We start from the raw sequence: 11272 nt of genomic DNA, 5'->3' as shown, positions 1-11272 counted from the left end.
GTCCCCCAGCAGGCTCCGTCCCGCCCCCCGTACGTCGACGCGACGGCGGAGGAGCTGGACGTGCCCGATTTCCTGAAGTGACGCTGCGCTCCCGCAGGTAGTCGCACCATCTGGGGCGCGAGGATCTCGCGCCCCAGATGTGTGTCCCGGTGTGCCATAAGGTGATCCCATGATCGGCCAGCGGATTGACCTGGGACACGGCGTCCACGCCGCCTTCACCGACCGGTGGGGCGGGGTGAGTGCGGAGCCGTACGGCGAGCTGAACCTCGGTGGGGCCGTCGGGGACGACCCGACGGCCGTGCGGGAGAACCGGAAGCTCGCGGCGGGGGCCCTCGGGATCGACGCGGCGGACGTGGTCTGGATGAACCAGGTCCACGGCGCCGAAGGCTTCATCGCGAGCGGACGGCAGGCAGACGGCGAGGCGCCGAGCGTCGATGCCGTCGCCACCCGGACCCCGGGCCTCGCGCTTGCCGTCCTCACCGCGGACTGCACGCCCATCCTGCTCGCCGACCCCGAGGCCGGCGTCATCGGTGCCGCGCACGTCGGCCGGCCGGGGCTGGCCAGGGGCGTCGCCGACACCGTCGTGGCGCTGATGCGCGAACTCGGCGCCGAGCGGATCGAGGCCGTCGTGGGTCCGAGCGTCTGCGGGCGGTGCTACGAGGTGCCGGAGGCGCTGCGCGCCGAGGTGGCCGCGGGGACGCCCGAGGCGTACGCCGAGACCAGCTGGGGCACCCCCGCGCTCGACATCCCGGCGGGGGTCCACGCCCAGCTGGCCCGTCACGATGTGACGGTCCGTGACGAACCCCACATCTGCACCCTCGAGTCCGAGGACCACTTCTCCTATCGGCGGGCGTCGCGGACCGGTCGCCTCGCGAGCTACATCTGGCAGGCAGCCCAGTGACAGATCTGACATCCGCGGAGCGTCTCGGCCGACTCCGGGAGAACCTGGCCGCCGTGGAGGCACGTATCGACGCGGCCTGCGCCGCGGCGGGGCGTCCGCGCGACGAGGTGACCCTGGTGGTCGTCACCAAGACCTATCCGGCCTCCGACACCCGCCTGCTCGCCTCGCTCGGGGTGACCGACGTCGCCGAGAACCGTGATCAGGACGCGGCACCAAAAGCGGAGGAATGCGGGGATCTGCCCCTCAGTTGGCATTTCGTCGGCCAATTGCAGACCAACAAAGTCCGTTCCGTTCTCCGATACGCCGACCGTGTGCATTCCGTGGACCGGCACAAGCTCGTCGACGCTCTCTCGGCAGAAGTGGTCAAATCCGGACGAGCCGACCTGGGATGTCTGATCCAGGTCGGGCTGGAGTCGGAGACGCCGGAGGGGGCGCACCGCGGCGGGGCCGCGCCGAGCGAGGTGGAGGCCCTGGCAGAGGCCGTAGCAGCCGCTCCTGGCCTGCGACTTGACGGGGTGATGGCCGTGGCGCCGCTGGTCGGCCCGTATGCGGGCGACGCACGCCGCGCTTTCGACCGGCTCGCGGAAATCGCATCCCGCGTACGGGAGAGTCATCCGGCTGCCACGATGGTCTCTGCCGGGATGTCAGGAGACCTGGAAGAAGCCATTGCTGCCGGTGCGACACACGTGCGCATCGGTACGGCGGTACTGGGTGCGCGGCCGACCCTCCGGTAACGTCACCGGTTAGAAGATCAGACCGGAGAACAAATCCGGACATTCCAGAATCTCTCCGGGGACCGGAGGGGAACCGTGGATCGAAGAACCTCCCGGGCCGATCCACCACAGAGCGGAGGACAGGAGTATGGCCGGCGCAATGCGCAAGATGGCGGTCTACCTCGGTCTCGTGGAGGACGATGGCTACGACGCCCAGGGTTACGACCCTGACGACGACTACGACCACGAGCCCGAGCCGCTGCGGACCGGACAGACCGAGGAGGTCCCGCGCCCGGCCGCGCCCGTGGCCGCTCCGGTCGCGGCCGCACCGGTGGCCGCGTCGGCGGTCGTCGCCCCGATGCGGGCGCCCGAGCCGCGCATCGCGCCAGTGGCGTCCATCACACCCGAACGTCGTCTCGTCGAGAAGAGCGCACCGGTGATCACGTCCAAGACCGCGTCTGAGCGGGAGCCGTACCGCATCACCACGCTCCATCCGCGAACCTACAACGAGGCCCGTACCATCGGGGAACACTTCCGTGACAACACCCCTGTGATCATGAATCTCACGGAGATGGACGACACGGACGCCAAGCGCCTCGTAGACTTCGCGGCTGGACTCGTCTTCGGGCTTCACGGCAGCATCGAGCGCGTGACGCAGAAGGTGTTCCTGCTGTCTCCTGCTAACGTCGATGTAACGGCGGAGGACAAGGCACGGATCGCCGAGGGCGGGTTCTTCAACCAGAGCTGACAGGCATGAAGGGCGAGGGGAGACACGGTGAGCGTTGTATGGCAGGTGCTGTACATCGTGCTGATGTGTTTCTTCGTCCTGCTCCTGGCGCGCATGGTGATGGACTGGGTCCAGTTCTTCGCTCGCGACTGGCGACCTGGCCGAGCCATGGTCGTCGTGCTGGAGAGCATCTACACCGTCACGGATCCGCCGCTCAAGCTGCTGCGGCGGTGGATCCGCCCGGTGCGGATCGGGGGCGCAGCCCTCGACCTTGCCTTCATGCTGCTGATCATCATTGTGTTGATCTTGATCCAGGTCGTGGGGCAGCTGTGACCTACGCAGATGCCCGGATGTCCGACGATCACGTTGAGGTGAAGAAATGGCATTGACCCCCGAGGACGTTCGGAACAAGCAGTTCACGACCGTCCGCCTCCGCGAAGGCTATGACGAGGACGAGGTCGACGCCTTCCTCGACGAGGTGGAAGGCGAGCTGACCCGCCTCCTGCGCGAGAACGAGGACCTGCGCGCCAAGCTGGCCGCAGCGACTCGTGCCGCCGCTCAGGCGCAGAACCAGCGCAAGGAGCTGCCGGCCCCGCAGGACGGCCCGCCGCAGCGTCCGGGCGCCCCCGTGCCCGCTGCCATATCCGGCCCGCCGGTCCCGCAGCAGGGAATGCCGCCGCAGGGCATGCCCCAGCAGGGGATGCCGCCGCACATGCAGCAGCAGATGCAGCAGCAGATGGGCCACCCCGGTCAGCCCGCGCTGCCCGGCCCCGGCGGCCCGCAGCTGCAGCCGGCTCCGCAGATGGGCGGCCCCATGGGGGGCCACACCATGGGTGGCGGTCTCGCCCCCATGCAGCAGCAGCAGCCGATGATGCCGCAGCAGCAGAACAACGACTCCGCTGCGCGCGTCCTCGCCCTGGCCCAGCAGACCGCCGACCAGGCGATCGCCGAGGCCCGCTCCGAGGCCAACAAGATCGTCGGCGAGGCCCGCAGCCGCGCCGAGGGTCTGGAGCGCGACGCCCGTTCCAAGGCGGACGCGCTGGAGCGGGACGCCCAGGAGAAGCACCGCGTCGCCATGGGCTCCCTGGAGTCGGCCCGCGCCACGCTGGAGCGCAAGGTCGAGGACCTGCGGGCGTTCGAGCGTGAGTACCGCACGCGTCTGAAGTCGTACCTGGAGACGCAGCTGCGTCAGCTGGAGTCCCAGGCGGACGACAGCCTCGCGCCGCCGCGGACCCCGGCCACGGCCTCGCTTCCGCCGGCTGCTCCCCTGCCCCAGCCCGCGATGAGCCCGGTCGGCGCCTCCCCGATGAGCGCGGGTGGCCCGTCCTTCGGCGGGAACCAGACGTTCGGCGGCCAGCAGTCCTTCGGCGGCGGCCAGAACGGCCCGTCCTTCGGCGGCAACGCGTTCCAGCCGGCCGGCGGCCAGCCGCAGCCCCCGGCCGCGATGACGCAGCCGATGGCCGCGGTCCGTCCGCAGCCCCCGCTGCAGCAGGCGCCGCAGCCGATGCGTGGGTTCCTGATCGACCAGGACGACGAGAACTGAGTCGTTCGAGCTGAAGGGCCCCGCTCCGGGAAACCGGAGCGGGGCCCTTTTGCGTGCGGTCGCCAGGAGCTAGGAGAACGTCACGACGGCGGCCAGGCCGCGGACGTCGAGCGCGGCGGAGCCGTCGGTCAGCAAGGCCGCGTCGAGCGGGCCGAGTTCGGTGCCGTCGAGCGTCGCGGTGCCCTCGAAGACGATCGCGAGGGTGGTGCCCGACAGGGCGGTGCCGTCGCGGACGAACCGCACCTCCGCGGAGACCGCGCCCCTGCGGGTCATCACGTTGAAGTCGACCAGCGGGCCGCCGAGCAGGCGGCAGCCCGTGGTCGCGTCCCCGGAGAAGGCGAACGGCCGGTACCGCTCGGCGACGACGGTCTCGACCCCGTCGACGGTGAGGGCCATGCCCTCTCCCACCACGACGGTGATGACGCGGTCGATGCCCTCGAAGACGGAGAAGGGGCCCCCGTCGGCGACGTCGGCCAGGCTGACGCGCCAGTCGAAGTCGGCCGCCCCCGACGGCGACGACGCGACCTCGCGGGTCACGCCGCCGCCGTTCTTCCAGGGACTGGCCACGCGGTCGGCGGCGCGGAGTACCTGAAGGGTCGTCATGTTCAGGCCTTGCGCAGCCAGAACGTGAGCCCCAGCGCCTCGTCCGCGAACGGCGTGGCGTCGGCCCAGTCCGCCTCGCCGGCCGCGAAGTCGGTCGCGAGGACCTCGTCCGCGAGCAGCGCGCCGTGGGTGGTGAGGGCCTCGGCCGTCTCGTCGGCGGAAGCGACGTAGCGGAGCACGATCCGGTCCGAGACCTCCAGGCCGGAGTTCTTGCGGGCCTCCTGCACCTGCCGGATGGCGTCGCGGGCGACGCCCGCGAGGCGCAGCTCCGGGGTGATGTGCAGGTCGAGGGCGACGGTGGCGCCGGCCTCGTTGGCGACGGCCCAGCCCTCGCGCGGGGTCTCGGTGATGATCACGTCCTCCGGCGTGAGCTCCACCTGCTCGCCGTTGACCTCGACCGAGGCGGTGCCGGTCGCGCGCAGCGCGGCCGACAGCGCGGCCGCGTCCGCGGCGGCGACGACCTTGGCGACGTCCTGCACGCCCTTGCCGAACCGCTTGCCCAGGGCACGGAAGTTGGCCTTGGCGGTGGTGTCGACCAGCGAGCCGCCGACCTCGGCCAACGACTCGATCGCGGTGACGTTGAGCTCCTCCGCGATCTGCGCGAGGAGCTCCGCCGGGAGCTCCTCGTAGCCCTGCGCGGAGACCAGCGCGCGCGACAGCGGCTGACGCGTCTTGACGCCGGAGTCGGCGCGCGTCGCGCGGCCCAGCTCCACCAGGCGGCGGACCAGCGCCATCTGCCGCGACAGCGCCGGGTCGATCAGTGACGCGTCGGCGACCGGCCAGGTCGCCAGGTGGACGGACTCGGGGGCGTCGGGGACGACCGGGACGACCAGGTCCTGCCAGACCCGCTCGGTGATGAACGGGGTCAGCGGGGCCATCAGCCGGGTGACCGTCTCCAGGGCCTCGTGCAGCGTCGCCAGCGCGGCCGGCTCGCCCTGCCAGAAGCGGCGGCGGCCACGGCGCACGTACCAGTTGCTGAGGTCGTCGACGAAGGAGGACAGCAGCTTGCCGGCCCGCTGGGTGTCGTACGCCTCCAGCGCCGCGTCCACGTCCCGGACCAGGGTGTTGAGCTCGCTGAGCACCCACTGGTCGAGCATCGGCCGGTCGGCGGGCGTCGGGTCCGACGCGGACGGGGCCCACCCCGCGGTGCGGGCGTAGAGGGCCTGGAAGGCGACGGTGTTCCAGAAGGTCAGCAGCGTCTTGCGGACGACCTCCTGGATCGTGCTGTGGCCGACGCGCCGCGCGGACCAGGGCGAGCCGCCGGCGGCCATGAACCAGCGCACCGCGTCCGCGCCGTTGGTGTCCATCAGCTCGATGGGCTCCAGGATGTTGCCCAGGTGCTTGGACATCTTGCGGCCGTCCTCGGCCAGGATGTGGCCGAGGCAGACGACGTTCTCGTACGAGGAGCGGTCGAAGACCAGCGTGCCGACGGCCATGAGGGTGTAGAACCAGCCGCGGGTCTGGTCGATGGCCTCGGAGATGAACTGCGCCGGGTAGCGCTTCTCGAACAGCTCCTGGTTCTTCAGCGGGTAGCCGTACTGGGCGAACGGCATGGAGCCCGAGTCGTACCAGGCGTCGATGACCTCGGGCACGCGGACGGCGGTCTTCGCGCAGCTCGGGCAGGCGAAGGTGACGTCGTCGATGAACGGGCGGTGCGGGTCGAGGCCGCTCTGGTCGGTGCCGGTGAGCTCGGAGAGCTCGGCCAGCGAGCCGACGCAGGTGAGGTGGTCGTCCTCGCAGCGCCAGATCGGCAGCGGGGTGCCCCAGTAGCGGTTGCGGCTGAGCGCCCAGTCGATGTTGTTGTTCAGCCAGTCGCCGAAGCGGCCGTACTTGACCGTCTCCGGGTGCCAGTTGGTGCGCTCGTTCTCGCGCAGCAGGGCGTCCTTGACGGCGGTGGTGCGTACGTACCAGGACGGCTGCGCGTAGTAGAGCAGCGCGGTGTGGCAGCGCCAGCAGTGCGGGTAGCTGTGCTCGTAGGCGACATGACGGAAGAGCAGGCCGCGTTCCTTGAGGTCCGCGGTCAGCGCCTCGTCGGCCTTTTTGAAGAAGACGCCGCCGACCAGCGGGACGGACTCCTCGAAGGTGCCGTCGGCGCGGACCGGGTTGACCATCGGCAGGCCGTAGACGCGGCAGGTCGCGAGGTCGTCGGCGCCGAAGGCGGGCGCCTGGTGGACCAGACCCGTACCGTCCTCGGTGGTGACGTAGTCGGCGTTGACGACGTAGTGCGCCTCGCCGTCGACGTCGACCAGCTCGAACGGGCGCTGGTAGGTCCAGCGCTCCATCTCCTTGCCGGTGAAGCGCTCGCCGGTGGTGCTCCAGCCCTCACCGAGGGACTTCTCGACCAGCGGCTCGGCGACGACGACACGCTCGGTGCCGTCGGTGGCGACGACGTAGCCGACCTCGGGGTGGGCGGCGACGGCGACGTTGGAGACCAGCGTCCACGGGGTCGTCGTCCAGACCAGGAGTGAGGCCTGGCCGGCCAGCGGGCCGCCGGTCAGCGGGAAGCGGACGTAGACGGAGGGGTCGACGACCGTCTCGTAGCCCTGGGCCAGCTCGTGGTCGGACAGGCCGGTGCCGCAGCGCGGACACCACGGGGCGACGCGGAAGTCCTGCACCAGCAGGCCCTTGTCGAAGATCTGCTTCAGAGACCACCACACCGACTGGATGTAGTCCGGGTCCATCGTGCGGTAGGCGTCGTCGAGGTCCACCCAGTAGCCCATACGCTGCGTCAGCCGGGTGAACGCGTCGGTGTGGCGGGTCACGGACTCGCGGCACCTGGCGTTGAACTCGGCGATGCCGTAGGCCTCGATGTCCTGCTTGCCGGAGAAGCCGAGCTCCTTCTCGACGGCCAGCTCGACGGGCAGACCGTGGCAGTCCCAGCCGGCCTTGCGGGCGACGTGGTAGCCCTTCATGGTCCGGTAACGGGGGAAGACGTCCTTGAAGACGCGTGCCTCGATGTGGTGGGCGCCGGGCATGCCGTTGGCGGTGGGCGGGCCCTCGTAGAACACCCACTCCGGGCGGCCCTCGGACTGCGCGAGGCTCCGCTCGAAGATCTTGCTGTCCTGCCAGAAGGAGAGGATCTGGTGCTCGAGCGCGGGCAGGTCGACTTGGGCGGGTACGGCGCGATACTGCGCGGTCATGCTTCCTCCGGCGGAACGGCTCCACTGCTGTCTCCGACGGAGGGACGAGGCCGAACGGGCCCCGCGGTACCACCCTCCTTGACCGTACGAGACTGTGCCTGACGAACGACACTCGTACGGCCCCCTCATTGGGGTCAGCGGCCGGCTCTACTCGACACCCGACGACACCGGGTGTCTTTCCTCCGGCGGCTCCGGGGTGATCTTCCCGCTGCGCACACCCCCGGGCTTCCACCGTCCCCGGGTCTCTATCGGCTGCGTGCGGCGGTACTCGTCCCCATCCACGCCTTGCTGCCAGCAGTCTATAGGGCGCGGCAAGGTGATTTCCTGCACTCCCGCGCGCGCCCCCTGCGCGGTGACGCGCCGGTAACGGACACACCGGGCGATTATCGCGTCACGTTCTGGGCACAACTTCCATCGTCCAGTCGTCCTACATGCTGCGAGGACCACGCGGCCCGGGCAACCGCGCTGGTGCAGCCGGACGAGTGGAAGGGACCTACTCCGGTATGTCCCGTTGTGGTGGCTTTCGCCACGGTTTATCGTTCCGGCACCGACAGAAGGCCGGTCAGTCATGCACGAAGGGGTCGAGGGAATGGCGGACAAGGCAAGGAGCCGAGCTGGCGGGACACGCCGCGCCGGAGTGTCCGTGGGCGACCCGGGGGAGAGCATCGTGACGCGCAACAAGACGACGACCGCCGCCACCCGGACCGCGCACCAGGCCACCCACCAGGCGACGGGCGCACGGCTGGACCCGGCGGCGCTCCCGGTCCGCCCCGGTGAGGACCCGTGGACGGCCGAGGAGGTCATGGAGCTGCAGTCCGAGCTCACGGCCGAGGCCGCGGAGCTGCGGGCGGAGATCCACACCGCCGAGGAGGCCGTCAGCGGCCTGATGCGGGACTCTGGCGACGGCGCGGGCGACGACCAGGTCGACGCCGGCACCAAGAACATCTCGCGCGAGCACGAGCTCTCGCTGGCGGCCAACGCCCGCGACATGCTCGCCCAGACCGAGCGCGCGCTGCTGCGCCTGGCCGGTCCGCAGTTCGGGCTCTGCGAGTCCTGCGGCAAGGCCATCGGCAAGGCCCGGGTGCAGGCCTTCCCGCGCGCCACGCTCTGCGTGGAGTGCAAGCAGAAGCAGGAACGCCGCTAGAAACAGCGCCCCCCGGGTGCGGCCCCGAGCCGCGCCTGGGGTATGGCGTGCCGTACCCTCGACGGCGACAGCCCAACCGAACCGGTCACGCGGAGCGCATCATCAGTACCCAGGGTCACCAGAACGCCGAGGCCGCCGCTCCCGCCTCGGACGAGGACGCGACGGACGTGACGTCGGAGCCGACGGCGGACGAGACGACTGCGTCCACGTCCGACGTGCGCAAGCGCCGCATCGGCGTGCTGCTGAGCGTCGCCCTGCTCGCCTACCTGCTCGACCTCGGCAGCAAGCTGCTGGTCGTGGCGCAACTGGAGCACAAGGACGCGATCCGGCTGATCGGCGACTGGGTGCAGTTCACCGTGATCCGCAACCCCGGTGCGGCCTTCGGCATGGGCGCGGCGCTGACCGTCGTCTTCACGCTCATCGCGACCACCGTGATCGTGGTGATCATCCGGCTGGCCCGCCGCCTCTACAGCCTGCCCTGGGCGATCGCGCTCGGCCTGCTGCTCGGCGGCGCCTTCGGCAACCTGACCGACCGGATCGTCCGCTCGCCGGGCCTGTTCCGCGGCGCGGTCGTCGACTTCATCTCGGTCAAGCACTTCGCCGTCTTCAACCTGGCCGACTCGGCCATCGTCTGCGGCGGCATCCTGGTGGTGCTCCTCTCCTTCCTGGGCACCAACCCGGACGGCAGCGTCCACCGCGACAAGTGATCTGACACGCGAAGGGGCGCCCGGCTCGGCCCGGCGCCCCTTCGCTTTCCGTGAGCCTTACAGCACCTTGGACAGGAAGGCCCTGGTCCGTTCGTGCTGCGGGTTGGTCAGGACCTCGCGCGGGTGGCCGGACTCGACGACCACGCCCTCGTCCATGAAGACCAGCGCGTCGCCGACCTCACGGGCGAAGCCCATCTCGTGGGTGACCACGATCATGGTCATGCCGTCCTCCGCCAGGCCCCGCATGACGTCGAGCACGTCGCCGACCAGCTCCGGATCGAGCGCCGAGGTGGGCTCGTCGAAGAGCATCAGCTTCGGCTCCATCGCCAGCGCGCGGGCGATCGCGACGCGCTGCTGCTGGCCGCCGGAGAGCTGGGAGGGGTAGTTGCCGGCCTTGTCGGCCAGCCCGACCCGGTTCAGCAACTCCATGGCCTGCTCGCGGGCCTGCGCCTTCGGCAGCTTCTTGACCTGGGTCGGCGCCTCGGTGATGTTCTCCAGCGCGGTCTTGTGCGGAAACAGGTTGAACCGCTGGAAGACCATGCCGATGTCGCGGCGCTTCTGCGCCACCACCCGGTCGGGCAGCTCGTGCAGCTTGCCGCCCCGCTCCTGGTAGCCGACCAGCTCGCCGTCGACGTAGAGCCGGCCGGCGTTGATCTTCTCCAGGTGGTTGATGCAGCGCAGGAAGGTGGACTTGCCCGAGCCGGACGGGCCGACCAGGCAGAACACCTGGCCCTGCTCGACCTGCAGGTCGATGCCCTTGAGCACCTCGACCGGACCGTAGGACTTGTGCACCTGCTCGGCGCGGACCATGGGCTGGACGGTCATGCGGCACCTCCGACGCGCCCCAGGCGCAGCACGTTCCTGCGGACCTTCTGCCAGGGCGTCTCGGGGAGCACGCGGTTGGCGCCGCGGGCGTAGTACCGCTCCACGTAGTACTGGCCGACGGACATGACCGAGGTCAGCAGCAGGTACCAGAGACTGATCGCGACCAGCGCCGGGATCTCGTACAGGGTCCGGTTGGCGATGTCCTGGCCGGCCCGGGTCAGGTCCTCCAGGGCGATGGCCGACACCAGCGAGGTGTTCTTGAGCATCGAGATGGCCTCGTTGCCCGTCGGCGGGATGATCACGCGCATGGCCTGCGGCAGCACGATGCGCCACAGCGACTGCCCGTAGGTGAGGCCCAGCGAGGAGGCCGCCTCGGTCTGGCCCTCGTCGACGGAGAGGATGCCGGCGCGGACGATCTCGGCCATGTAGGCGGCCTCGTTGAGACCGAGCGCCAGCGTGGCCGCGGTGAACAGCCCGACCAGGGAGTTGTAGCTCCATGAGACGAAGGTCGGGCCGAAGGGTATGCCGAGCCCGATGGTCGGGACCAGCGCGCCCAGGAAGAACCAGAAGAACAGCTGGACCAGCAGCGGGGTGCCGCGGAAGACCCAGATGAAGAGCCAGGAGACTCCGGACAGTACCGGGTTGTGCGACAGCCGCATGACGGCCAGCAGCACACCGCCGACGATGCCGATGACCATGCCGAGCACGGTCAGCAGCAGCGTCCGCCCGAGGCCGGCGATCACGGTCTGGTAGGTGAAGATCTGGCCGACGACGTCCCATTGCAGGACCTTGCTCGAGACCAGCAGGTGGACCAGCATCGCCGCGAGCACCGCGATGACGGCGACGGCGACCCAGCGGCCGGGGTGACGGACGGCGACGGCCCGGATCTCCTCCGGGCGCCCCCGGTCCGGGGGCGCCGTGTCCTGAGGAATCGTCACGATTCTCTCTGCCTTACGTACGTGGGAGGGA

11 protein-coding genes are annotated in these 11272 nt (G+C 70.3%); 7 read left to right on the top strand and 4 right to left on the bottom strand.

Translation table 11 applies throughout. From position 1 onward, the window contains the following. Positions 1 to 169 precede the first annotated feature (169 nt). The 5 genes from DN069_RS16970 (at position 170) to DN069_RS16950 (ending at position 3884) form a co-directional block, all read left to right on the top strand. Positions 170 to 901, top strand: coding sequence for a purine nucleoside phosphorylase YfiH/LACC1 family protein (locus DN069_RS16970; RefSeq protein ID WP_111501840.1), 732 nt, complete (start codon positions 170 to 172; stop codon positions 899 to 901). Next, a complete protein-coding gene (locus tag DN069_RS16965) occupies positions 898 to 1635 on the top strand; it encodes a YggS family pyridoxal phosphate-dependent enzyme (protein ID WP_424556292.1) in 738 nt (245 codons plus the stop codon). The genes DN069_RS16970 and DN069_RS16965 overlap by 4 nt, the downstream gene beginning before the upstream one ends. 127 nt (positions 1636 to 1762) lie before the next feature. Continuing rightward, positions 1763 to 2362, top strand: coding sequence for a cell division protein SepF (locus tag DN069_RS16960; RefSeq protein WP_111501839.1), 600 nt, complete (start codon positions 1763 to 1765; stop codon positions 2360 to 2362). Between the two features lie 27 nt (positions 2363 to 2389). After that, a complete protein-coding gene (locus DN069_RS16955; RefSeq protein WP_111501838.1) occupies positions 2390 to 2674 on the top strand; it encodes a YggT family protein in 285 nt (94 codons plus the stop codon). Positions 2675 to 2720: 46 nt separating this feature from the next. Continuing rightward, positions 2721 to 3884: a DivIVA domain-containing protein gene (locus DN069_RS16950; RefSeq protein ID WP_111501837.1), complete on the top strand. Its 1164-nt coding sequence runs from the start codon at positions 2721 to 2723 to the stop codon at positions 3882 to 3884. Positions 3885 to 3953: 69 nt separating this feature from the next. On the opposite strand, the gene DN069_RS16945 is transcribed toward DN069_RS16950, so the two are convergent. Together DN069_RS16945 and ileS are read right to left on the bottom strand one after the other, a co-directional pair. Continuing rightward, entirely contained in the window at positions 3954 to 4487 is a 534-nt protein-coding gene (locus DN069_RS16945) for a HutD/Ves family protein (RefSeq protein ID WP_111501836.1), read from the bottom strand. 2 nt (positions 4488 to 4489) lie between these two features. Next, complete coding sequence (gene ileS / locus DN069_RS16940; protein WP_111501835.1) at positions 4490 to 7627, bottom strand: isoleucine--tRNA ligase; 3138 nt, start codon at positions 7625 to 7627, stop codon at positions 4490 to 4492. A gap of 667 nt (positions 7628 to 8294) precedes the next feature. Between ileS and DN069_RS16935 the strand changes: the two genes are divergently transcribed. Both DN069_RS16935 and lspA read left to right on the top strand, forming a co-directional pair. After that, entirely contained in the window at positions 8295 to 8771 is a 477-nt protein-coding gene (locus DN069_RS16935) for a TraR/DksA family transcriptional regulator (RefSeq protein WP_341538478.1), read from the top strand. 167 nt (positions 8772 to 8938) lie between these two features. Further along, on the top strand, positions 8939 to 9478 hold the full coding sequence (gene lspA, locus DN069_RS16930; RefSeq protein ID WP_243639333.1) for a signal peptidase II: 540 nt from the start codon (positions 8939 to 8941) through the stop codon (positions 9476 to 9478). Between the two features lie 57 nt (positions 9479 to 9535). On the opposite strand, the gene DN069_RS16925 is transcribed toward lspA, so the two are convergent. Next, complete coding sequence (locus tag DN069_RS16925; protein ID WP_111501833.1) at positions 9536 to 10303, bottom strand: amino acid ABC transporter ATP-binding protein; 768 nt, start codon at positions 10301 to 10303, stop codon at positions 9536 to 9538. Further along, on the bottom strand, positions 10300 to 11241 hold the full coding sequence (locus DN069_RS16920) for an amino acid ABC transporter permease (protein WP_341538477.1): 942 nt from the start codon (positions 11239 to 11241) through the stop codon (positions 10300 to 10302). The genes DN069_RS16925 and DN069_RS16920 overlap by 4 nt, the downstream gene beginning before the upstream one ends. Positions 11242 to 11272: the final 31 nt, after the last annotated feature.

The sequence above is a fragment of the Streptacidiphilus pinicola genome (assembly GCF_003258295.1).
GTDB classification, from domain to species: domain Bacteria; phylum Actinomycetota; class Actinomycetes; order Streptomycetales; family Streptomycetaceae; genus Streptacidiphilus; species Streptacidiphilus pinicola.
This window is presented reverse-complemented; position numbering and strand designations above follow the sequence as displayed.

What these genes read in the sequence shown, in the direction of transcription:
- DN069_RS16945 (WP_111501836.1), bottom strand. Translation starts at nt 4,487, where the DNA reads ATGACGACCCTTCAGGTACTCCGCGCCGCCGACCGCGTGGCCAGTCCC.
- DN069_RS16925 (WP_111501833.1), bottom strand. Translation starts at nt 10,303, where the DNA reads ATGACCGTCCAGCCCATGGTCCGCGCCGAGCAGGTGCACAAGTCCTAC.
- DN069_RS16960 (WP_111501839.1), top strand. Translation starts at nt 1,763, where the DNA reads ATGGCCGGCGCAATGCGCAAGATGGCGGTCTACCTCGGTCTCGTGGAG.
- DN069_RS16950 (WP_111501837.1), top strand. Translation starts at nt 2,721, where the DNA reads ATGGCATTGACCCCCGAGGACGTTCGGAACAAGCAGTTCACGACCGTC.
- ileS (WP_111501835.1), bottom strand. Translation starts at nt 7,627, where the DNA reads ATGACCGCGCAGTATCGCGCCGTACCCGCCCAAGTCGACCTGCCCGCG.
- DN069_RS16970 (WP_111501840.1), top strand. Translation starts at nt 170, where the DNA reads ATGATCGGCCAGCGGATTGACCTGGGACACGGCGTCCACGCCGCCTTC.